General features: G+C 73.7%; 21 protein-coding genes. 15 read left to right on the forward strand and 6 right to left on the reverse strand.

Going from position 1 to position 21,791, the window contains the following annotated elements:
- A partial coding sequence (locus tag VNL12_RS07780) for an alkaline phosphatase D family protein (protein ID WP_325593231.1) occupies nt 1-1,616 on the reverse strand: 1,616 nt, incomplete at its 3' end.
- Nucleotides 1,617-1,644: 28 nt separating this feature from the next.
- Here VNL12_RS07780 and VNL12_RS07785 point away from each other — a divergent pair.
- On the forward strand, nt 1,645-2,412 hold the full coding sequence (locus VNL12_RS07785; RefSeq protein ID WP_325593233.1) for a DUF3152 domain-containing protein: 768 nt from the start codon (nt 1,645-1,647) through the stop codon (nt 2,410-2,412).
- An 84-nt stretch (nt 2,413-2,496) separates the two neighbouring features.
- Nucleotides 2,497-4,764, forward strand: a complete 2,268-nt coding sequence (locus VNL12_RS07790) for an acyl-CoA dehydrogenase (RefSeq protein ID WP_325593236.1) — start codon at nt 2,497-2,499, stop codon at nt 4,762-4,764.
- 25 nt (nt 4,765-4,789) lie between these two features.
- Here the strand turns inward: VNL12_RS07790 and VNL12_RS07795 are convergent, their stop codons facing one another.
- Nucleotides 4,790-5,764: an NAD(P)-dependent oxidoreductase gene (locus tag VNL12_RS07795; RefSeq protein ID WP_325593239.1), complete on the reverse strand. Its 975-nt coding sequence runs from the start codon at nt 5,762-5,764 to the stop codon at nt 4,790-4,792.
- On the opposite strand from VNL12_RS07795, the gene VNL12_RS07800 reads away from it, so the two are divergent.
- The 3 genes from VNL12_RS07800 to VNL12_RS07810 all read left to right on the forward strand — a co-directional run bounded on the left by VNL12_RS07800 (nt 5,763) and on the right by VNL12_RS07810 (nt 9,604).
- Entirely contained in the window at nt 5,763-6,923 is a 1,161-nt protein-coding gene (locus tag VNL12_RS07800; protein WP_325593241.1) for a glycosyltransferase family 4 protein, read from the forward strand. The two genes, VNL12_RS07795 and VNL12_RS07800, sit on opposite strands and share 2 nt — an antisense overlap.
- On the forward strand, nt 6,920-8,122 hold the full coding sequence (locus VNL12_RS07805; RefSeq protein ID WP_325593244.1) for a glycosyltransferase family 4 protein: 1,203 nt from the start codon (nt 6,920-6,922) through the stop codon (nt 8,120-8,122). The genes VNL12_RS07800 and VNL12_RS07805 overlap by 4 nt, the downstream gene beginning before the upstream one ends.
- Before the next feature lie 261 nt (nt 8,123-8,383).
- Entirely contained in the window at nt 8,384-9,604 is a 1,221-nt protein-coding gene (locus VNL12_RS07810; RefSeq protein ID WP_325593246.1) for an acetyl-CoA C-acetyltransferase, read from the forward strand.
- Between the two features lie 26 nt (nt 9,605-9,630).
- On the opposite strand, the gene VNL12_RS07815 is transcribed toward VNL12_RS07810, so the two are convergent.
- Complete coding sequence (locus VNL12_RS07815; RefSeq protein WP_325593248.1) at nt 9,631-10,545, reverse strand: SDR family oxidoreductase; 915 nt, start codon at nt 10,543-10,545, stop codon at nt 9,631-9,633.
- Nucleotides 10,546-10,616: 71 nt separating this feature from the next.
- On the opposite strand from VNL12_RS07815, the gene VNL12_RS07820 reads away from it, so the two are divergent.
- The 8 genes from VNL12_RS07820 (at nt 10,617) to VNL12_RS07855 (ending at nt 19,025) form a co-directional block, all read left to right on the forward strand.
- Complete coding sequence (locus VNL12_RS07820) at nt 10,617-11,495, forward strand: LLM class F420-dependent oxidoreductase (protein WP_325593250.1); 879 nt, start codon at nt 10,617-10,619, stop codon at nt 11,493-11,495.
- A gap of 118 nt (nt 11,496-11,613) precedes the next feature.
- Nucleotides 11,614-12,444: an RNA methyltransferase gene (locus tag VNL12_RS07825; RefSeq protein WP_325593252.1), complete on the forward strand. Its 831-nt coding sequence runs from the start codon at nt 11,614-11,616 to the stop codon at nt 12,442-12,444.
- Between the two features lie 167 nt (nt 12,445-12,611).
- Nucleotides 12,612-13,883 carry an NAD(P)/FAD-dependent oxidoreductase gene (locus VNL12_RS07830; RefSeq protein ID WP_325593274.1) on the forward strand — a complete coding sequence of 424 codons (1,272 nt, stop codon included), beginning with the start codon at nt 12,612-12,614 and terminating at the stop codon, nt 13,881-13,883.
- Nucleotides 13,880-14,704: a DUF1365 domain-containing protein gene (locus VNL12_RS07835; RefSeq protein WP_325593254.1), complete on the forward strand. Its 825-nt coding sequence runs from the start codon at nt 13,880-13,882 to the stop codon at nt 14,702-14,704. The genes VNL12_RS07830 and VNL12_RS07835 overlap by 4 nt, the downstream gene beginning before the upstream one ends.
- Nucleotides 14,701-16,002: a cyclopropane-fatty-acyl-phospholipid synthase family protein gene (locus VNL12_RS07840; RefSeq protein ID WP_325593256.1), complete on the forward strand. Its 1,302-nt coding sequence runs from the start codon at nt 14,701-14,703 to the stop codon at nt 16,000-16,002. Before VNL12_RS07835 ends, VNL12_RS07840 begins: the two co-directional genes overlap by 4 nt.
- The gene (locus VNL12_RS07845; protein WP_325593257.1) at nt 15,999-17,072 is read left to right on the forward strand and encodes a cyclopropane-fatty-acyl-phospholipid synthase family protein; all 1,074 of its coding nucleotides are present in this window, start codon (nt 15,999-16,001) and stop codon (nt 17,070-17,072) included. The genes VNL12_RS07840 and VNL12_RS07845 overlap by 4 nt, the downstream gene beginning before the upstream one ends.
- 146 nt (nt 17,073-17,218) lie before the next feature.
- On the forward strand, nt 17,219-17,908 hold the full coding sequence (locus VNL12_RS07850; protein WP_325593259.1) for a hypothetical protein: 690 nt from the start codon (nt 17,219-17,221) through the stop codon (nt 17,906-17,908).
- A 316-nt stretch (nt 17,909-18,224) separates the two neighbouring features.
- Nucleotides 18,225-19,025, forward strand: coding sequence for an acyl-CoA thioesterase (locus tag VNL12_RS07855; protein ID WP_325593261.1), 801 nt, complete (start codon nt 18,225-18,227; stop codon nt 19,023-19,025).
- 18 nt (nt 19,026-19,043) lie between these two features.
- On the opposite strand, the gene VNL12_RS07860 is transcribed toward VNL12_RS07855, so the two are convergent.
- Both VNL12_RS07860 and VNL12_RS07865 read right to left on the reverse strand, forming a co-directional pair.
- The gene (locus tag VNL12_RS07860) at nt 19,044-19,406 is read right to left on the reverse strand and encodes a DUF4190 domain-containing protein (protein WP_325593264.1); all 363 of its coding nucleotides are present in this window, start codon (nt 19,404-19,406) and stop codon (nt 19,044-19,046) included.
- 118 nt (nt 19,407-19,524) lie between these two features.
- The gene (locus VNL12_RS07865) at nt 19,525-20,673 is read right to left on the reverse strand and encodes an acetyl-CoA C-acetyltransferase (RefSeq protein ID WP_325593266.1); all 1,149 of its coding nucleotides are present in this window, start codon (nt 20,671-20,673) and stop codon (nt 19,525-19,527) included.
- Between the two features lie 98 nt (nt 20,674-20,771).
- On the opposite strand from VNL12_RS07865, the gene VNL12_RS07870 reads away from it, so the two are divergent.
- Both VNL12_RS07870 and VNL12_RS07875 read left to right on the forward strand, forming a co-directional pair.
- Nucleotides 20,772-21,065 carry a CopG family transcriptional regulator gene (locus VNL12_RS07870; RefSeq protein ID WP_325593268.1) on the forward strand — a complete coding sequence of 98 codons (294 nt, stop codon included), beginning with the start codon at nt 20,772-20,774 and terminating at the stop codon, nt 21,063-21,065.
- Nucleotides 21,066-21,076: 11 nt separating this feature from the next.
- Nucleotides 21,077-21,370, forward strand: a complete 294-nt coding sequence (locus VNL12_RS07875) for a type II toxin-antitoxin system PemK/MazF family toxin (RefSeq protein WP_325593270.1) — start codon at nt 21,077-21,079, stop codon at nt 21,368-21,370.
- Between the two features lie 105 nt (nt 21,371-21,475).
- Here VNL12_RS07875 and VNL12_RS07880 read toward each other — a convergent pair.
- A partial coding sequence (locus VNL12_RS07880) for an acyl-CoA dehydrogenase family protein (RefSeq protein WP_325593272.1) occupies nt 21,476-21,791 on the reverse strand: 316 nt, incomplete at its 5' end.

Here is a 21,791-nt window from a genome sequence, read left to right on the forward strand (position 1 = left end):
CCGCCGGGCGTGCCGGGTCCGCCGGGTCCGCCGGGCGTGCCGGGTCCGCCGGGTCCGCCGGGCGGCGTGCCCGGATCGCCGGGAGGCGTGCCGGGATCACCGATCGGGACCTCGGTCGCCGCCCGGGCGTCGAGCTCGAGGACGTAGGCGGAGGAGATCGTGCCGCCTGGCGAGGTCACCTGGTCGACCACCTTGTACTCGGCTCGCATGTGCTCGGCGGTGAGGTCGACGATGGTGTAGCCCCGCTGGCCAGCGTTGACGTACTCGATGTAGGGCAGCGATGAGATCAGGGCCTCGGCGGCGTCGACGAGCGCCGGGTTGAAGGTCGACGACACCGACGTGCCGACCAGCTCGGTGCCGATCCGGGGCGTGTCGACGTCATCGAGGTCCTCGTGGAGGCGGGCCACCCCGGCGGCGTGGATGTCGCCGGTGACGATCACCGGGTTGGGCCGGGTCTTGAGCAGGTCCCACACGAGCTCTCGCTCCTGGGGGTACCCGTCCCACTGGGCGTTGTTGTAGAGGGGCCCGAAGGGCAGCGGGACGAACACGACCTGCTGGCCCACGACATCCCACACCGCGCCCGACCCCGCCAGGCCGTCTGCGAGCCAGCTGCGCTGCTCGGTGCCGAGCATGCTGCGATCGCCGGAGAGGCGTTCGGGGCACTCGGCCAGCTCGCCCCCGCACGGCGGTGGGTCGCGGTACTGGCGATCGTCGAGCATGTGGAAGGTGGCCAGGTCGCCCCACGCGAACCGCCGGTAGATCTGGAGATCGGGCCCGGTCGGCGCCGTCAGCCGCACCGGCTGGTGCTCGAACCACGCCCGGTACCCGGCCGTGCGTCGAGCCCGGATCTCCGCCGGGGTCTGGTCGTTCTCACCGACCTCATCGGCGTAGTCGTTGTCGACCTCATGGTCGTCCCACACCGGCACCACGGGGGCGGAGTGGTGCGCGGCCTGGAGGTCGAGGTCGGACTTGTAGGTGCCGTAGCGGTTCCGGTAGTCGTTCAGGGTGACGGCCTCGGAATCGCCGTGGGAGCGCACCGGACCGGTGCCAGGCGTCTCATAGATGTAGTCACCGAGGTGGAGCCACAGGTCGCAGTCCTCCTCGGCCAGGCCCCGCAGGGCGGTGTAGTAGCCGTTCGGGTACCGCTGGCAGGACACGAACCCGAACCGCAGCGGCGGCGTCCCTCCGTCGGGCAGCGTGCGGGCTCGGGCGACGGGGCTGTCGAAGCCCTCGGCGGTGAACCGCACCCACCACTCCGAGGCGGGGTCCAGGCCACCGACGTCGAGGTGCACGGTGTGAGCCAGATCGCCGATGGCGGTGACCTCACCGGTGCGCACCACCTGGGCGAAGCCGGCGTCGGAGGCCACCTCGTAGGAGACGGCCACGGGGTCCGGCGCCATGCCGCCACCGGCGGTCGGATCAGGGGCGAGGCGGGTCCAGGCCACGAAGCCCGACGACGTCGGGTCGCCGGTGGCGAGGCCCAGGGTGAAGGGGTCGTCGACCAGCCGGGCTTGGCGGCCCGGCACGGGCAGCGGCATGGCCGCCCCCTTCAGGCGGAGGGCGGCGACCGCGGCGGCGGCTCCGACGATGAGTGAACGGCGGCCGATCGTCTCCATGGCCGTCATCGTGGCACGCTGGTGCGCGATGCGCCGACCGACCCGCGCCCAGCTCACCCACCGCCGCGTGCTCGCCCTCGGTGTGCTGCTCCTCGCAGGGTTGGGTCTGGCGTGGACGGCGGTCGTCTCGTCCGACCCGAGCCCCGAGGGGCGCGCCACGTCCCGACCCACCCCCGCCGGGGCCACGACCGACCCGGCGCCGTCCGCGCCATCGACGACCACTGCGCCACCGACCACCGCAGCCCCGACGACCACGACCACACCGACCGGGCGGTTCGTCCCCGCCCCCGCCCCCGCCACCGGTCCCGTGGTCGGCGAGGGGACCGTGCGGACCTACCGGGTCGAGGTCGAGGACGGCTCAGGCATCGACGCCGGGCGCTTCGGCGACCGGGTGGAGGAGATCTTGTCGGACCCCCGGGGCTGGACCACCGCCGATGGCATCTCGCTGCAGCGGGTGGCGGGGGAGGCCGAGCTGGTGGTGACGCTGGCCACGCCGGCGACGACCGACCGGCTGTGCTTCCCGCTCGACACCGCAGGCGAGCAGTCGTGCGCGGTGGTCGGCCGCGCCATCATCAACCTCGACCGCTGGCTCACCGGTGCCGCCCCCACGGGTCTGACCCTGGCCGACTACCGGCGCTACGTCGTCACCCACGAGCTCGGCCACACCCTGGGCCACGGGCACGTGGAGTGCCCGGCGCCGGGCACGCCGGCTCCGGTGATGATGCAGCAGACGATCTCCATCGGCGACTGCGCCCCCAACCCCTGGCCCGTCCCGACCGAGGTGGCGACGGGCTGAGAGGCAGGGACCCGAGCCGCTGGGTCGCGCCCGTGTGCGGGCCCGGGTGGGCGTCGAACTAGAACGCGTTCTAGCATCGGGGGCGTGGACCTCACGCTGACCGACGAGCAGGAGATGATCCGCGACGGGGTTGCCCGCCTGCTGGCCAAGCTCTCAGGCTCCGAGGAGGTGCGCGCCGCGGAGGCCACGGGGTTCGACCCCACCCTCTGGAGCGCGCTGGTGGCCATGGGCGTCCCGGCCATGACCCTGCCCGAGGAGGCCGGGGGGGGCGGGTCGACGCTCGCCGACCTGGGTGTCGCCGTCGAGGAGTGCGGGGCCGCCCTGGCCAGCGCCCCCGTCGTCGAGGTGGCCGTCACCGGGAGGGCGCTCGCCCGCTACGGCCGGGCGGAGGCTGCCGCCGCGGTGGCCGAGGGCGCGGTGCTCACCACCTCACCCCGTCCGGCGGCGAACGGCCGGGTGTCGCTCGTGGCCTTCGCCGCCGTCGCCCGCGGCGTGTTGGTCCTCCACGGCGATCGCCTCGTGCTCGTTGCACCCGACCCCACCGTCGCCGCCCGACCCACGACCCTGAGCTCACTGGCCGCGGCCGACGTCGACCTCGACGTCGAGGGCAACCTGGCCGTGGTGGCGACCGGCACCGAGGCCGCAGCCGGTCACGCCCGCCTGGCCGACGAGTGGCGCGCCCTCACCGCGTCGTGGCTCGTGGGCCTGGCCGCGCGTGCGCTCGAGCTGGGCACCGCGTACGCCACCGAGCGCCACCAGTTCGGCGTGCCCATCGGCTCGTTCCAGTCGCTCCAGCACCGCCTGGCCGACCTGGCGACGGAGACCGAGGGCGCCCGCCTCCTGGCCCGCAAGGCGCTCTGGGCCCTCGACGGCGACGAGCCCGAGGCCGAGGTCCTGCCGGCCATGGCGTTCGCCCTGGCCGCAGATGTCGCCCGGCGCACCGCCTCGGCGTCGCTCCACGTCCACGGGGGCTACGGGTTCATGGAGGAGTACGACGTCCAGCTCTACTTCCGCCGGGCCAAGGCCACCCAGCTGCTCGCCGGCGACCCGCGGCTCGACCTGCTGCACGTCGCAGACCGCTGCTTCGGCCCCGTCGGGGCCCCGATGGCGAAGGCCGACTCGGCGGTCCTCGGCCCCATCGACCCCGGGCGCCGACCGGCGCGCCCCCGGCTCGAGGGCCTCGAGTTCCGCCTGCCCGACGCGGTCGAGTCCTTCCGGGCCGAGGCCCGCGACTTCCTCAGCCGCCACGTCACCGACGAGGTGATCGAGGACGCCCACACCACCGGCACGATCCACGACCGCGGTCTGCACCGGGCCATGGCCGCCGAGGGCTGGATCTCCGCCGGGTGGCCGACCGAGTGGGGCGGCCAGGGTCGTTCGTCGCTCGAGATGAACGCCCTGACCGAGGAGATGTACCTGTCGGGGGCACCGGTCGACGGCCTCGGCGTGGCCACCCTCGTCGCCCACACGCTGCTCCACGAGGGCACCGACTGGCAGAAGGGCGAGATCATCCCGAAGGTCCTCTCCGGTGCGGTCATGATCTGCCTGGGCTACAGCGAGCCCGACGCCGGCAGCGACGTCGCCGCTTGCGCCACCAAGGCCGTCTGGCACGACGACCTCGACGGGGGCCCCGCAGGCGGGTGGGTCGTCAACGGCCAGAAGATGTTCACCACGCTGGCCCACGAGAGCCAGTACGTGTTCCTCCTCACCCGGACCGACACCGGGGTCGCCAAGCACAGGGGCCTGACGATGTTCGTGGTGCCGATGGACTCAGCCGGCATCAGCGTCACGCCGGTGCACACCATGGGCGGCGAACGCACCAACATCACCTGGTACGACGACGTGCACGTGCCGGACCGCTACCGCGTCGGCGAGGTCGACGGAGGGTGGAAGGTCATGATGACGGCGCTCGTGTTCGAGCGGAACTCAGCCTGGTACGGCGAGGCCGTCCGCCTGCTCGACCACGGGCTCACGTGGGCCCGCGACACGGGCCGGATCGACGACCCGTCGGTGCGTGAGCGCCTGGCGCACGCGGCGGTCGGCAACGAGGTGGCCAACCTGCTCGGGTGGAAGGCGGCGTGGCTCGCCTCGACCGGCGGCCTCCCCGGCGTCGAGGGCACGATGGCCAAGCTCTACACGACCGAGCACTACCAGCGGGCGGCCGAGGACATGATCGACATGCTCGGGGCCGAGGGCCTGCGCCGCCACGGCGAGCCGGGGGCGGCGGCTGACGGCCGGATCGAGGCGACCTACCGCCACTGCCAGGTCACCACGATCTACGGCGGTACCTCGGAGGTGCTGCGCGGGATCATCGCCGAGCGGGGCCTCGGGCTCCCCCGCGGGCGCGCCTGAGCCGCCCGGTCACCGACCGACCCGTTCACCGACCTACCCGACGGCTGTCGATCACCAGCTCGGCCAACGCCTCCTGCCAGGAGCGCAGCGCCGGTCGGCCCTCGGCGCGCAGCCGGGCCCCGTCGAGCACCGACGATCGCGGCCTCCGGACCCCAGCCCGGAGGCCATCGGGGGTCGCAGGCAGGGCCGCCGCCCGGGCCGGGTCGCACCCGGCGACGGCCAGCAGGTGGCGAACGACCTCGTGGCGGGTCGCCGACCCCGCGTTGGTGACGTGGACGACGCCGGTGGCGCCGTCGCCGACGAGGCCACCCAGGACAGGGGCCAGGTCGACGATGCTCGTCGGGCTGGCCGTCTGCTCGTCGTCGTGGTGGAACACCCGGTCGTGCTGGTCGAGGGCCGCGAGCACCGCGGCCACGAAGCTCGGCCCGGTCGGTGCGGCCAGCCAGGCCGTCCGGATCACGAGAGCCTCTGGACCGGCGGCCACCTCTCCCGCCCACTTGCTGCGCCCGTAGGCTGAGAGCGGTCCGACGGCGTCGTCCTCGAGGTAGGGCGTCCCCTTCTCCCCGTCGAAGACGTAGTCGGTCGAGACCTGGCACAGCCGCGCCCCGACCATGGCGGCGGCGCGGGCGAGGTGGTGCACCGCCTCGGCGTTGACGGCGTGGGCCGCGTCCTCGTCGATCTCGCACCGCTCGAGGTCGGTCCACGCCGCCAGGTTGACGACGGCCTCGGGGCGCAGGTCGAGGACGGCGGCGCGCACCGCGTCGGCGTCGGTGATGTCGAGGGCACCGCGCCCGGGGGCGGCCACCATCCACCCCCGCCGCTCGAGCTCGGGCACGACGGCCTGTCCGAGTCGACCCGAGCCGCCCGTGACGAGCGCCCGACGGGACCCGCCGGTCACCGGCCGTCCCGCGATCGCCCCGACGCCCACATTGACGCGACGATACCCCGGTGCGCCGCCCGGCTCCCCGCCCACGACCCCCGACGCGAGATCGACGCTCATGATCAGGCGGTTGCTGGCGATCGGCCACGACGCCTCGCGCACCGGCGCCCCCGCCACCCTCCTCGAGCTGTTGCGGTGGGCCCACCGAGAGCGGGGAGTGGAGGTCACCACGGTGCTGCTCGCCGGCGGCCCCCTCGCCGACGCCTTCGCCGAGATCGGGACCGTGCGAGCCTTTCCCCCCGCGCTCCTCAACACCCGTCAGGCGGCGTCGGTCCTGGGCCACCCGCGCTGGAGCGGCCCGACGGAGCGGGCCTGGCTGCGCCGGGCCCTCGCCCCGGCCGCCGGTGTCGACGTGGTGATCGCCAGCTCGGCCGCCTCGCTCCGGGCCCTGCCCTACCTACCTCGGCCGGCGCCGCCCGTGGTCGCTCACCTCCATGAGCTCGATGGGGTGCTCGACGCCCTCGGCGGGTCCGCGCACCTGGCCGCTCTCGCCGCGTCCGCGGCCCTGACCGTGGTGCCGTCCGATGCAGTGGCCGACCTGGTCTCCCGACGGGTCGGCGCCGGTGGCCTCGGACTGCCCGTCCGCCGGGTGCGCCGCCACCCCGAACCCGTGCGCCCGCCGGCTCGTCACCCCCGCCCCGACCACACCGGTGCCGCCCTCGTCGTCGGCTGCGGCACGATCGGGTGGCGCAAGGGCACCGACCTGTTCGTGGCGTTGGCCCATGCCGTCGGGCCCGAGGTCGCCGGGCGAGAGGTCCGCTGGGCCTGGATCGGCGGCGACAGCGGCGACGGCACCGCCGCCGACGTGCGCGACGAGATCGGGCTGCGCGGCCTCACCGGGCGGGTGCACCTGACCGGCGAGGTCGACGACGCCCCGTTGCGCCTCGCCGCGGCCGACATCCTCACCGTGACGTCGCGAGAGGACCCGTACCCCCTCGTCGCCGTCGAGGCCGCCCTGGCGGGGACTCCCGTGGTCGGCTTCCGCCCCGGCACCACCCTGCTGGCCGAAGCGGGCCAGGACTCGCTCCGCGTCGACCACCTGGACGTCGAGGTCCTCGCCACCCAAGTCGCCGAGCTGCTGACGGCGCCGGATCGGGGCCGGTTGCTCGCCGGTGACCAGGCGCGCGCCGCGACCGGCGCCACGACGCCGCTGGTGGCCCCGGCCCTGTGGGCCGACATCGAGGCCGCCGCCACCCTCGCGAACGGGATCCCGCCGTGATCCGCCCCCGAGCCCTGCTCGCCGTCGCCCGCGACGCATCGCGGACCGGAGCGCCGCGCATCCTCGCCTCGCTGCTCGACGAGCTCGGGGTCGACGGCGCCATCGACCCCGAGCGGACCCGCGTGGTGCTCGGCCGGGGCGGGCCGGTCGAGGACGAGCTGGGCCGGGTGGCGTCGGTCCGGGTGCTCGGACCGGCCTCGGATCTGGCGAGCCGGGCCGCAGCCCGCCTCGGTCCTAGGGCCCGCCCGCTGGGCGACCGGGCAGCGGTGGGAGTCGGCCTGGCCCGCCGGCCAGTCCGCTCCGATCCCGGCCCCCCCGACCTGGTGTGGGCCAACGGGGCGGCGGCGGTGCGCATGGCCACCGCCCTCCCCCGGCCCGCCCGCCGGGCCCCGCTCGTCGCCCACGTGCACGAGATGTCCATCGGTGTGCGGCGGTCGCTCGACGGCGGGGGCGCTCGCCAGCTCCTGGACCGGGCCGCGGTGATCGTCGCCGTCTCCCGCGCCGTCGCCACCCACCTGGTCGACGACCTCGGCCTGCCGACCGACCGGGTGGCCGTGCACCATGCGTGGGTCCCAGGGCTCGCCCCCCACGGCCTGACGCCGGTCACCCCTTGCCGACCTCTGCTGGTGCCCGACGACGCCCTCGTCGTGGGCGGGTGCGGGGCGATCGGGTGGCGCAAGGGCACGGACCTCTTCCTCGACCTGGCCCGCCGCCTCCCCCGCCGGATCGACGGACGGCCCGTCCACCTCGTGTGGGTCGGTGGACCCGACCGTCCCGGCGACGACCGGCGGGCGGCGGCGGACGTGGCGCTGCGGGGCCTCGACTCCCGGGTCCACTTCGTCGGCGAGGTCGACGACGCCGGCCCGTGGCTCGCCGGGTTCGACCTGCTGGCCCTCACGTCCCGTCAGGATCCGTTCCCGCTCGTCGTCCTCGAGGCCGGGGCGCGGGGGGTGGCCGTTGTGGGGTTCCGCAGCGGCGGGCTGACCGAGGCGATCCCCGACGGCGACCACGACATCAGCGTGGCTGAGCTCTTCGACGGCGACGGACTGGCCGAGCGGGTGGAGGCGCTGCTCGCCGCGCCTCACGCCCGCCGGGCCCTGGGTGGGGACCTGCGGACCCGGGTTCTCTCCCGCCACGCCGCCGCACCGAGCGTGCGCGCCCTGTGGTCCGACGTCGCCGCCCGTCTGGCGCGCGCCTGACCATCCCCCCTTGGGGCCCGGCCCGGTGCACGACGTCGGCGGGATCGACCCTCCCCCTCGTCCTCACCCCGCCGCCCGCGCCCTTCCGGGGCCGGCGGGCCCCGCCCACCGCGACGAGCACCGACGCGGCCTCTTCTGCTCAGCTCGGCCGACCGCCACGGCCGGCCGGTGGCGCGGCCGGGCGTTTGGCGCGGCCGGGCGTTTCCGCCCCCTGCGGGCGACCGGCTAGACCGGTCTCGTCCCCGCCGTGAGGAGGCCCTCGTGCCCGAAGCCGTCATCGTCAGCACTGCCCGCACCCCGATCGGTCGGGCCATGAAGGGCTCGCTCAAGAACGAGCGTCCCGACGACCTCACCGCCTTCATCGTCGACACCGCCCTGAACCAGGTCCCCGAGCTCGATCGTCAGAGCGTCGAGGACCTCATCGTCGGCTGCGGCCAGCCCGCCGGCGAGTCCGGCTTCAACCTGGCCCGCATCGTCGCCATCGGTGCCGGTATGCCCGACGTCCCCGGCGTCACCATCAACCGCTACTGCTCGTCGTCGCTGCAGGCCATCCGCATGGCCACCCACGCCATCAAGGCCGGCGAGGGCGACGTCTTCGTGGCCGCCGGCGTCGAGACCGTCAGCCGCTTCCTGAACGGCATGGCCGACGTCGGCGGGGCCAAGAACCCCCGCTACGCCGATGCCGAGGCGCGCACCGCGGCCCGGGCCGCCGGCGACCAGGGCGACTGGAAAGCCCCCGAGGGCCTGCCCGACGTGTACATCGCCATGGGCGAGACGGCCGAGAACGTGGCCGAGTACGAGGGGGTCTCCCGCGAGGAGATGGATGAGTACGCCGCCCTCTCCCAGCAGCGGTCCACCGCCTCGCTGGAGAACGGCTTCTGGGAGCACGAGATCACCCCGGTCGTCACCACCGACGACGAGGGCAACGAGGTCACCGTCGGACGCGACGACGGCATCCGCGCCGGCACCACCGCCGAGGGCCTCGCCGGTCTGAAGCCGGTGTTCCGGCCCGACGGGAAGGTGACCGCCGGCAACGCCTGCCCGCTGAACGACGGCGCCGCCGCCGTCGTGGTCATGAGCGACACCCGCGCCGCCGAGCTGGGCCTCACCCCGCTGGCCCGCGTCGTGGCCTCCGGCGTCACCGGCGTCAACCCCGAGATCATGGGTGTCGGCCCCATCGAGGCCAGCCGCCAGGCCCTCGCCCGCGCCGGCATGACCATCGACGACATCGACCTGGTGGAGATCAACGAGGCCTTCGCGGCCCAGGTGATCCCGTCGGCCAAGCACCTCGGCATCAGCTGGGACAAGCTGAACGTCAACGGCGGGGCCATCGCCGTCGGCCACCCCTTCGGCATGACGGGGGCCCGCATCGCCACCACGCTGATCCACGGCCTCCAGGACACCGATGGGACCTTCGGCCTCGAGACCATGTGCGTCGGCGGTGGTCAGGGCATGGCCATGATCTTCGAGCGCCTCAGCTGACTTGCCTGAACCACCCGAAGCCTGGCTCAGGCCCCGTAGACGGGGGCCGGTGCCGGCGCCTCGGCCAGGAGCGCGCGGACCGCGACGCCCAGGTCCGCAGGGTGCCAACGCGCCCCGTTGTCGATGACCGCGCCGTGCTGCCAGCCGTCGGCCACGCTGATCTTGGCGCCCTCGGCCTCGAACACCCGCCCGGTGACCCCGGCGCTGGCCGTCGAGCAGAGCCAGGCGACGAGCGGTGAGACGTTCGCCGGGTCCATGGCGTCGAAGGCGTCGGGGTCCTCGGGCGGCGCCATCATCGCCGCGAAGGGCCCCTCGGTCATCCGGGTGCGGGCCGACGGGGCGAGGGCGTTGGCGGTGACGCCGTAGCGACCCAGCTCGGCCGCCTGGACAAGGGTGAGTCCGGCGATGCCGGCCTTGGCCGCCGAGTAGGCGGCCTGGCCCACGCTGCCCATGAGCCCAGCGCCGGAGGTCGTGTTCACGATGCGGGCGTCGACGGCGTCGCCCGCCTTGGAGCGGTCGCGCCAGTGAGCGGCGGCGTGGCGGGCCGGGGCGAAGTGGCCCTTCATGTGCACGCGGATCACCGCGTCCCACTCGTCCTCGGTGGCGTTGGCGAACATGCGGTCCCGCACGACCCCGGCGTTGTTGACGACCGCGTCGAGCCGGCCGAAGGCGTCGAGGGCCTGGGCCACCAGGCGGCCAGCCCCATCCCAGTCGGCCACGTCGTCGCCGTTGGCCACCGCGACGGACCCCAGCGCCTCGACCTCGGCCACGACCTCGTGCGCCGGGTTGTCAACACTCGGGGTGCCGTCGAGCTCGCGGCCGTAGTCGTTGACCACGACACTGGCCCCCTGGCGGGCCAGCTCGAGGGCGTGGCCCCGGCCGAGCCCCCGTCCGGCCCCGGTCACGATGACGACACGACCCTCACAGATGCCTTCGGACACGCGGCGACTCCCTCTCGGACAGGATCTGACGGCCCGTCAGGTTACCGGCGGGAGGGGTAGGGTCGCGATCCGTGGACATCGGCGTCACCCTGTTCGCGACCGACCGGAGCTGGGCCCCGGGGGAGCTGGCGCCCGAGCTCGAGGCGCGGGGCGTGGCGTCGTTGTGGATCCCCGAGCACACCCACATCCCGGTCAGCCGCCGCACCCCGCCGCCGACCGGCGAGGACGAGCTGCCCGAGATGTACAAGCGCACGCTCGACCCCTTCGTGGTGCTGGCATGGGCGGCGGCGACGACGACCCGACTGCGGCTCGGCACCGGCATACTCCTGCCCGCCCAGCGCGACCCGATCATCACCGCCAAGGAGGTCGCCACCCTCGATCACCTCTCGGGTGGGCGCCTGGAGCTCGGCGTCGGCTTCGGCTGGAACGCCGATGAGCTCGAGAACCACGGCGTGGCCATGGGCGAGCGGCGCGCCGTGGTCGCCGAGCGCGTCCAGGCCATGCAGGCGCTGTGGGCCGATGAGGTCGCCCGGTACTCAGGCGAGCACGTCACCCTCAACCCGTCGTGGGCGTGGCCCAAGCCGGTGCAGTCCGTCACTCGGCCCGACGGGGCGGGCGGCGAGGTGAGCCGAACCGGCGTGCCCGTCCACCTGGGCGGCATGGCCAGCCCGACGGTGTTCGGCCACGTGCAGCGGTGGGGCGACGGCTGGATCCCCATCGGAGGGGCCGGGCTCACCGAGGCGGTGCCCCGGTTCCGGGCCGCGATGGCCGAGGCCGGGCGCGACCCGGCGGCGCTGAAGGTCCTCACCTTCGGCACCCGGGCCGACCCCGGGAAGCTGGCCCACTACACCGCGCTCGGCGTCGACGAGTGCGTGCTGCGCCTGCCCTCGGCCGACCGCGACACGATCCTGCGCACCCTCGACGGCTACGCCCCCTACCTCCCGGACTGAACCCACGCCGGCTGAACCAAACTGCGTACCTGAGTCGCGCCGGGCGCGACTCAGGTACGCAGTTTCGGGGTGCCCGACCCGTTTCGGGGTGCGGCTGCGGCTCTGACATCCTGAGCCGGTGCCCGCTGTCCGCATCGACGACTCTGACGACCCCCGCCTCGACGACTACCGGACCCTGACCGACCCTGAGCTGCGCAAGCGCTTCGAGGCTGAGCGGGGCGTGTTCATCGTCGAGAGCCCGCTGGCGGTGGAGGCGCTGGCCGCCTCGCCCTACGGATCGCGGACCCGGTCGCTGCTGGTCGGTGAGCGCCGCCTCGAGCGCATGGCCCCGGCCATTCGGGCCCTCTCCGCCCTCGGGGCCGCGGTGTACACCGCGCCGGCCGCAGTGCTCCGCGCCACGGCCGGGTTCGACCTGCACCGGGGGGTGGTGGCCGCCGTCGATCGTCCCCCGCCGGTCGCCACCGATGTCGTGCTGGCCGGAGCGACCACCGTGGTCGCCGTCGAGGGCGTCAACGACCACGAGAACCTCGGCGGGCTGTTCCGCAACGCGGCGGCCTTCGGGGTCGACGCCGTGGTGCTCGACCCCACCTGCGCCGACCCGCTCTACCGCCGCAGCGTCCGGGTGTCGATGGGCCACGTGCTCGGCGTGCCCCACGCTCGGGCCGCGGCCTGGCCCGGGCTGCTGACCACCCTGGTCGCCGAAGGGTGGCGGGTCGTCGCCCTCACCCCGGGCGCGTCCACCGCGCTGCCCGCCGTGGCCCCCGTCGCGCCGGGCGAACGTCTCGTCGTCATCGTGGGCGCCGAGGGCCCGGGTCTGACCGCCGGGACGCTCACCGTCGCCGGCATCGAGCCGGTGCGCATCGCCATGGCCCCCGGCGTCGACTCGCTCAACGTGGCGACCTCCGCGGCGGTGGCCCTCTCCCACCTGGTGGGCTCTCACCTCGCCTGACCGACCGGAGAGGTGTGGCGCGATCTGGTGGTTGAGCCGCCAGGTCGCGCCACCGGGCTCCGTCGCGAGCGGATGTGGATGACCGGGGTGGCCAGGGGACGGGGCCAGCACCGTTGGGCAATCCACAGGGCGGGGAGGGCCGAACACCGATCGTGCGCATCGCCATCGTGGGAGGGGGGGTGACCGGTCTCGTCGCCGCTCACCACCTCCACCGCCACCACCAGATCCGGCTCTTCGAAGCCGCCGACCGCCTCGGCGGCCACGCCCACACCGTGGATGTCGAGGTCGAGGGACGCACGTTCGGTGTCGACACCGGCTTCATCGTGTGCAACGAGCGCACCTACCCCCGCTTCACCGCCCTGCTCGACCGCCTCGACGTGGCCACCGACCCGAGCGAGATGAGCCTCTCGGTCAGTGACCAGCGCACCGGGGTCGAGTGGGGCACCGCTCCCGGACGCCTCCGGGCCCGGTCGGCCTCCGCCGGTCGCCTCCACCCCCACCAGCACGTCGCCCACGCCGCCCTCCTCTCCCACATCCCCCGCTGGCACCGGGCCGGCACCAAGCTGCTCGAGGCGGTCGACCGAGGCGAAGCCGACGGCGACGAGACGCTCCGCACCTTCCTCGACCGCCACCGCCTGCCGGTCTCCTTCGGCCAGGGCTACGTCGTCCCCCTGACCGCCGCGGTGTGGTCGGCCGATCCGACCACTGTCCTCGACTTCCCCGCCGCGACCATCTGCCGCTTCCTCCGCAACCACGGGATGCTGAGCCTCGGCGAACGCCCCCAGTGGCGCACCGTGGCCGGCGGGTCACGGTCCTACGTGACCGCCATCAGCGCGAGCTTCGCGAAGGATGTGCGGCTCAAGGCCCCCGTCACCGAGGTGTGCCGCCGACCCGAGGGCGGCATCGAGATCCGCGTCGCCGACGGCGAGCCGGAGAGCTTCGACGCCGTCGTCCTCGCCGTCCCCGCTCCGATCGCGCTGAGGGTGATGGTCGACGCCGGCGCCGCCGAGCACGAGGTCCTCGGCGCCGTCCCCACCCAGCCCAACCCCGCTGTGCTCCACACCGACCGGCGGATGCTGCCCCGCCACGACGCGGTCTGGTCGTCGTGGAACGTGCACCTGCCGGCCGAGCCCCGGAGGGCGGTGGCCGTCACCTACCTGATGAACCGGCTCCAGCGCCTGCCGGTCGAGACCCCGGTCTGCGTCACCCTCAACCGCGACGACGAGATCGACCCCGACACGATCCTCGGGCGCTACGACTACGCCCACCCCGTGCTCGACGGCCCGGCCATCGCCGCCCAGCGTCGCCTCCCCCGCATGCAGGGGCGCGGCGGGGTGTGGTGGGCCGGTGCGTGGGCCAGCTACGGCTTCCACGAGGACGGGGCCCGTGCCGCCGAGCAGGTGTGCGAGCGGATCGACCCCGGGAGCACGAGGTGGTGAGCACCCTCCCGGCCCCCACGCCGGTCCGAGACGGCGACGCGACTGCGCCGGCCGGGCACAGCGCGCTCTACGAGGGCACGCTCGGCCACCGCCGCCACATCGACGTCGGCCACGGCTTCGGCCAGCCGATCGTCATGGCCTACCTCGACCTCGACGAGCTCGACCACGCGTTCGACGCCCACCCGCTCTGGTCGACCCGACGCCCGGCGCCGGTGCGCTACCGCCGCCGCGACATGCACGGCGATCGCGACGTGGCGCTGGGAACGGCTGTCCGCCGCACCGTCACGGCGACGACCGGCGCCCCCTCCCCCGGGCCGATCCGGGTGCTGACCCACCTCCGCCACTGGGGCTGGAGCTTCAACCCGATCAGCCTGTACTTCTGCTTCGACCCCGACGACACGGGCGTCGAGACGCTCATGGCCGAGGTGACCAACACGCCGTGGCACGAGCGTCACGCCTACGTGCTGCCCGCTCCGCCACCGGCCGCCGCTGAGGCGGAGGGAGTGCGGTTCGCCAAGGAGCTGCACGTCTCGCCGTTCATGGACCTCGACCTCGACCACCTCATCCGCTTCTCGCCGCCCGGCGCCGATCACCTCACCGTTCGGATGGACGACCGGCGCCGCGACGAGAGCGACGAGCTCGTCTTCTCGGCCCGGCTCGACCTCCGGCGCCGCCGCTTGGACCGAACGTCGATGTCCGACACCCTGCGCCGCCACCTGCTGCCCTCGCACCGGGTGTCGGCCGGGATCTATCGCAACGCCCTGCACCTCTGGCGCAAGGGAGCCCCCTTCCGCCACCACCCCCACCGTAGCCCTGAATGACCGCGACCGTCTCTCGCCCCACCACCGCGACCGACACCGCCGGGGCGATCCGCCCCACCGGCACCCGCCCGGTGCGACGCGTGGCCACCCCGGCCGACCGGGCCGCCCGCGCTGTGCTGCGCCCGTTGCTCCGCCGCCTAAAGGGTGGGCGCCTGACGGTGATCGAGTCCGACGGGTCGGTGCACGCCTACGGCGAGCCCACGGACCTCGACGTCACGATCCGCCTCCGCACCCCGGCGGTGTGGCGGGAGGTCACGACCCGGGCCAGCTCCGGCCTGGGTGGCAGCTACATCGACGGGTGGTGGGACACCGACGACCTCACCGGTCTGGTGCGCCTGGCGATCCGCAACCTCGAGCCGCTGGATCGCATCCGCACCCGCTGGGATGCCGTCACCGGCCCGATCGCGGATCGGGCCCGCAAGCTGCGGCCCGAGAGCCTCGAGCGCGACCGGCGCGACATCGAGGCCCACTACGACCTGGGCAACGACTTCTTCGAGCTGTTCCTCGACCCCGAGACCATGGCCTACAGCTGCGGGCTGTGGGACGGCGTCGACGACCTGGCCTCGGCCCAGCAGGCCAAGTTCGACCGCCTGCTCGACCTGCTCGACCTCTCCCCTGGCGACCGCCTGGTGGAGATCGGCACCGGCTGGGGCGGCTTGGCCGAGCGGGCCGCGGGGCGCGGGCTGCGGGTGACCACCTGCACGATCTCCCGCGAGCAGCACGCCCTCGCCGCCAAGCGCATGGCTGACCTCGGCCTGTCCCACCTGGTCGACGTGTCCCTGCTCGACTACCGCGAGCTGCTGGCTCGCGAGGGCGACGGCACCTTCGACGGGCTGGTGTCGGTGGAGATGATCGAGGCCGTCGACTGGCGCGACCACCACGCCTACTTCTCGACGTGCAGCCGGCTGCTGCGCCCGGGCGGGAAGATGGCCCTGCAGGCGATCACGGTGCCCGACGACCGCTACGAGCGGGCCAAGACCTCGAGCGACTTCGTGAAGCGCTACGTCTTCCCGGGCTCGTGCCTCCCGTCGGTGGAGGTCATCGAGCGCAGCTTCGCCCGCCACACCGACATGCGGGTCACGCAGGTCGACCACTTCACCCAGGACTACGCCCGTACCCTCGCCATCTGGAACGAGCGACTGGCGGCCCGATCCGACGACGCCGCCGCCCGGGGCTACGACGACGCCCTGCAGCGACTGTGGGAGTTCTACCTCTGCTACTGCGAGGGCGCCTACGCCGAGGACTACGTGTCGGTCGTGCAGACCCTGGCCGTGAAGCCGGGCGGTGACGGCTCGTGAGCGAGCGGCACGGGCGCGACCGGCGAACCATCGCCGACGCCCTCAGCACGCTGTCGTTCACGGCACTCGACGTCGGGCTGGTCCCGACGCCGGTGCTCCACGCCGCCTGCCGGGCCCGGGTCGCGAAGCGGCTCCGGACCGAGCGCGCCGGCACCCCCGACGAGCGCAGTGACCGCTTCCGTGCCCTGGTCGCCGACCTGCGCGCCGGCGAGGTCGCCACCCACACCACCGAGGCCAACGAGCAGCACTACGAGGTGCCGACCCGGTTCTTCGAGGCCACCCTCGGGCCGCACCTCAAGTACTCCTCGTGCTACTACCCGTCGGGCGTCGATGACCTGGCCGGGGCGGAGGCCGCCATGCTCGAGCTCTACGGCGAGCGGGCCCGCCTGGCCGACGGCCAGCGCATCCTCGAGCTGGGCTGCGGGTGGGGTTCCTTCACGCTGTGGGCCGCGGCCCGCTATCCGGGCGCGCAGATCGTCGCCCTGTCGAACTCCCGCACCCAGCGCGAGCACATCGAGAAGCAGGCCGCGGATCGCGGCCTCGACAACATCGCGGTCATCACCGCAGACGTCTCCGCCTTCGATCCTGCCGATCACGGTGAGGGCGCGCCCTTCGACCGGGTCGTCTCGGTCGAGATGCTTGAGCACGTGCGCAACCATGGCGCCCTCTTCGAGCGCATCTCACGCTGGTTGGCCGACGACGGGCTGTTCTTCACCCACGTGTTCAGCGGGCGCGACGTGTGCTTCCGGTACGACGCGGACAACAGCCGGGACTGGATGGCGCGCCACTTCTTCTCCGGCGGCCTGATGCCGAGCGACGACCTGTTCCTGCACCTGCAGGACGACCTGGCCGTTCTGGACCACTGGTTCCTCGGCGGCGAGCACTACCACCGCACCGCGTCGGCCTGGCTCGCCAACCTCGAGGAGCACCGCAGCGAGCTCGACCGCCTCGTCGGGAAGGTCCAGGTGCGCCGCTGGTGGGCGTTCTTCGCCGGGTGCGCCGCCCTCTGGGGTCACAATGGTGGCGAGGACTTCGGTGTCAGCCACTACCTCTTCCGCCCCCGCCGCTGACCGCCCCGGGGTGTGCGCCAGCGCCCCCCGAACTGGTAGCGGATCCGGGTGCCCGCTCCCGATCTCGCTACCCAGTACGTCAGCGCCCCCGCCGCTGTCCCGCCGAGGTATGCGTGGGCAACCCGATCCTGGGAAGGACCTCTCCCATGACCTCTTCTCATGATCGCTCCGACAACTCTCCGTCCGCCCGCCGCCGGACCCGCCGTGGCGTTGCCGCCCTGGCGGCCGCCGGGCTCCTGCTCACCGGGGCGGCGTGCTCCGACGATGAGGGCGACGAGGCCGTCCCCGATGCCGAGGCGACGGCAGGCGACGACGACGCCGGGTCGGGGGACGAGGCCAACGACGGTGAGACGTTCAGCGGCACACTGGCGGCGCCTGAGGAAGCCGACGGCGCCTTCGCCTACGCGGAGGGCGCGCCCGACGGGGCCGAGCTCTCGGTCACGATCGCCGGGGAGGACGACGGCACCACCTTCGAGCTCGACGTGACCGGGCTCGAGCCTGACCGGGGGTACGCCGTGCACGCCCACGTCGACCCGTGCGGCCCGACCGGCGACGACGCCGGGCCCCACTACCAGGACGAGGTGGACCCGGCTGCGACCCCCGACGAGCCGTCGGTCGACCCGGCCTACGCCAACCCCGAGAACGAGGTGTGGCTCGACGTCATGACCGACGCCGAGGGCTCCGGCACCGCCACCGCCGAGGTTCCGTTCACCTTCGACGAGGGTGGCGCCCCGGCCTCGATCATCGTGCACGAGGCCATGGAGACCGCCACTGAGGAGGGCGAGGCGGGCACCGCCGGCGACCGCCTCGCCTGCCTGGACACGCCTCTCGGCTGAGGCCCCTCGGAACTGGTAGCGGATCCGGGTGTCCCCGCCCCCGATCTCCCGACCAGTTCGCCGAGCCGCCCGAACTGGTCGCGGATCTGGGTGCCCCCGCCCCCGATTTCGTTACCAGTTCGCCAGGACCACCCGAACTGGGAGCGGATCCGGGTGTCCCGGCCCCCGATTTCGCTACCAGTTCGGACGTCGGCCGGTTGGGCCGGTTGGGCCGGTTGGGCCGGGTAGGCCGGTTGGGGCGGCGGAGCAGGGGCGGGACGAGGGACGGACGGCTCGGCTTCGGTCGACGGGGCCGCCTCGGTAGCGTCGGTGGACCATGGCTGCCATCGATGCGACCGACTCGTTCACCGCGATGATGGCGCTCGAACCTCACGGGCCCGACACGTTCGTGGGCACCGGTCCGACCTATCCCTGGGGCGGCCTCTACGGGGGTCAGATCGTGGCCCAGGCCCTGGGGGCGGCGGCGGCGACGGTGGAGCCCGGATACCGGGTGCACTCGCTGCACGCGTACTTCATCCGGCGGGGCGATCAGGCCGAGCCGGTGCGCTACGAGGTGGCCCGCACCCGCAACGGGCGCTCGTTCTGCACCCGGACCGTCGAAGCCCGCCAGGCCGTCGGGGCGATCCTGTCGCTGTCGGCCTCGTTCCAGGTCGACGAGGACGCCCCCGAGGTGCAGACAGCATTGCTCCCCGAGGTGTCGGGCCCCGACGCCATCGAGGGCAGCTCCTGGAGCTCGTTCTACGACCGACGGACCCTGGGCCGCGACGAGGTCCCCGGCGAGGTGGCGGCGTGGATGCGCGCCGCTCCCCTCGGCGCCGACGCCGACCCCGCGATCCACGCCGCCGCCCTCGCCTACATCTCCGACGACCTGGCCACCGACGCGGCCCACGCCCTCGATCCCCGCCACAGCTCGGACTGGGACGACCTGGCCGGCTTCAGCCTCGACCACGCCATCTGGTTCCATCGGCCCCAGCGCGCCGATGAGTGGCACCTCCACACCATGCGCTGCCACGGCCTCATGTCGTCACGGGGCCTGGCCGTCGGGGAGGTCTTCACCGCGTCGGGCACCCACGTGGCCACCGTGACCCAGGAGGTCCTGTTGCGCCCCCGCCGCTGAGCTGCGCCGCCGCGCGGCTCAGGTCGACGAGCCCGCCACGACAGCAACGATGAACACCAGGTAGATGACGACGAAGGCGACCGACACCCCCAGCAGAATGGAGCCGACGATGCCGCAGATGCGACCGACCTGGACGTTGCTGCGGTTGGAGTAGCGCTGTGGGTCGGCGTCGATCTCGGCCAGGACCCTGTTGCCCATCACCCACGCCACGGGGGCGGTGAGCTGGCACAGGACGATGCCCAGGATCCCGAGGACCATGATCGTCGTGCCCTGCGGGTGCTCCTGCTGCACGGGCCCGTAGCCGTAGCCGCCGTAGCCGGGCGGAGCGCCGTAGGGCGCCGGGCCGTAGCCCGGCGGAGGACCTGGGGGCGGATAGCTCACCGGCTCGGCGGGAGCGTGGTCCGCACAGGAGGCTTCACCGGATCGGCCGGTTCACGCGCCATGGGCCGAGAGCGTAGACCGACCCGACCGGTCGCCGCGTCGATGCATCCGCAAGGTGTCAGAGGCGTTCGATGATCGTGACGTTGGACTGGCCCCCGCCCTCGCACATGGTCTGGAGCCCGTAGCGACCACCGGTCTGCTCGAGGTGGTTGAGCAGGGTGGTCATCAGGCGGGCACCGGTGGCGCCGAGGGGGTGGCCGAGGGCGATGGCCCCGCCGTTGGGGTTCACCGTCGCCATGTCGGGCTCGAGCTCCTGGGCCCACGCCAGCACCACCGAGGCGAAGGCCTCGTTGATCTCCACCGCGTCGATGTCGGCCATGGCGAGCCCCGTCTTCTCCAGCGCGTGCCGGGTGGCGGGGATCGGCGCGGTGAGCATGAAGATCGGGTCGTCGCCCCGCACGCTCATGTGGTGGATGCGGGCCCGGGGGGTGAGGCCGTGATCGGCCACCGCCTGCTCGCTGGCGATGAGCAGGGCCGCCGACGCATCGCTGATCTGGCTCGCCACCGCGGCGGTGACCCGCCCGCCCGGAACGAGCGTCGGGAGGCTCCGGATCTTCTCCCAGTTCGGCTCCCGGGGCCCCTCGTCGTGGGCCAGGCCATCGACGGTCACGATCTCCGCGTCGAAGCGCCCGTCGGCGGTGGCCTTCAGGGCCCGGATGTGGGATTCGACCGCGAACTCCTCCATGTCGTCGCGGCTGATGTCCCACCGCTCGGCGATCAGCTCCGCCCCTCGGAACTGGCTGACCTCGCCGGACCCGTAGCGCTCGACCCACCCGGGCGAGGTTGAGAACGGGTCGGGGAAGCCGAGGTCGGTCGCGAGGGTCATGGCCGAGCTGATCGGGATCTGCGACATCTGCTGCACGCCGCCCGCCACGACCAGGTCGTTGACGCCGGCCATCACGGCCTGAGCGGCGAAGTGCACCGCCTGCTGGGCCGACCCGCATTGGCGGTCGACCGTCGTGCCGGGCACGTGCTCGGGGCCCCCGGCCACCAGCCAGCAGGTGCGGGCGATGTCGCCGGCCTGGCCGCCGACAGAGTCCACGTTGCCGAAGATCACGTCGTCGACCGCGCCGGGGTCGATTCCGGTGCGATCGAGCAGCGCCCGGATCGACAGCGCCCCGAGATCCGCCGGGTGAACCTGGCTCAGCCCGCCGTTGCGCCTCCCGACGGGGGTGCGGACAGCGTCGACGATGTAGGCCTCGGACACGGTTGCTCCTGGTCGGCTGGGCCCCCCACCCTAACCTGACGCTGCGTCAGGTCAGCTGCGGAACACCGACCGGCCGACCACAGGGCTATCATAGGCCCATGGCCCGGACCCAGACGATGGTCCAGCTCAGCGATGAGCTGGTGCGCGCCCTCGACGACCTGGCCCGACGGCGGGGCGTCTCCCGGTCGTCGTTGATCCGGGACGCGGTCAGCGAGGTGCTGGCCGACGATCTCGACGCCCGGATCGGCGAGCAGATCGCCGAGGGCTACCGGCGCATCCCGCCCGGCACGCCCGACGAGTGGGGTGACCTCGATGCCCAGACCGATCTCGCCACCGTCGAGCTGGGCCGCCAGCTCGACGCCGAGGAGCGCCGGTCGCACACCTCGTGGTAGCCCGCGGCGAGGTGTGGTGGTACGAGGAGCCGGCGAGCACCCGTCGCCCCTACTGCATCATCACCCGTGACGAGGCGGTTCCGGTGCTCAACCGGGTCCTGGCCGTGCCGGCCACCACGACCATCCGAGGGATCCCCACCGAGGTGGCCCTGGATAGCTCCGACGGGATGCCTCGCCCCTGCGTGCTCGCGGCCGACAACGTGGCTCGGCTGCGCCCGGCGCTGTGCGCGGAGCGGATCACCACGCTGTCGCCCGAATGCATGGCCCGCCTGTGCGAGGCCCTCCGCCGAGCCACTGCGTGCTGAAGGCGCACTCCGCCGTTGGAGAGACGATGGGCTGGTGGTCAGGTGACCGAGTCGAGGCGGCCGGCGGCTGCCGTGGCTGGCGGGCCACGAGCGCACGACCCCGCGTCAGATCCCGAGGGCGCGGGCGACCCGTTGCCGGTGCCACGCGGCGTCGCCCCAGGAGCGGGCCAGGGCCTCGGCGCGCTTCTGGTAGAGGTGCAGGTCGTGTTCGACGGTGTAGCCGATGGCACCGTGGCACTGGAGGGCGGCCCGTCCGGCCCCGCGTGCGCCGTCGGAGGCGAGGGCCTTGGCCATCGACACGTCGCGCGCCGCGGTGGGCTGGTCGGTGGCGACCGACCACGCTGCGCCGTACACCGCAGGGGCGGCGAAGCGCAGGCGCAGGGCAGCGTCGGCGAGGTGGTGCTTGACGGCCTGGAACGAC

Source organism: Iamia sp., assembly GCF_035575815.1.
Taxonomy (GTDB): domain Bacteria; phylum Actinomycetota; class Acidimicrobiia; order Acidimicrobiales; family Iamiaceae; genus Iamia.

What these genes read in the sequence shown, in the direction of transcription:
- VNL12_RS07785 (WP_325593233.1), top strand. Translation starts at nt 1,645, where the DNA reads ATGCGCCGACCGACCCGCGCCCAGCTCACCCACCGCCGCGTGCTCGCC.
- VNL12_RS07800 (WP_325593241.1), top strand. Translation starts at nt 5,763, where the DNA reads ATGATCAGGCGGTTGCTGGCGATCGGCCACGACGCCTCGCGCACCGGC.
- VNL12_RS07795 (WP_325593239.1), bottom strand. Translation starts at nt 5,764, where the DNA reads ATGAGCGTCGATCTCGCGTCGGGGGTCGTGGGCGGGGAGCCGGGCGGC.
- VNL12_RS07840 (WP_325593256.1), top strand. Translation starts at nt 14,701, where the DNA reads ATGACCGCGACCGTCTCTCGCCCCACCACCGCGACCGACACCGCCGGG.
- VNL12_RS07850 (WP_325593259.1), top strand. Translation starts at nt 17,219, where the DNA reads ATGACCTCTTCTCATGATCGCTCCGACAACTCTCCGTCCGCCCGCCGC.
- VNL12_RS07855 (WP_325593261.1), top strand. Translation starts at nt 18,225, where the DNA reads ATGGCTGCCATCGATGCGACCGACTCGTTCACCGCGATGATGGCGCTC.
- VNL12_RS07870 (WP_325593268.1), top strand. Translation starts at nt 20,772, where the DNA reads ATGGCCCGGACCCAGACGATGGTCCAGCTCAGCGATGAGCTGGTGCGC.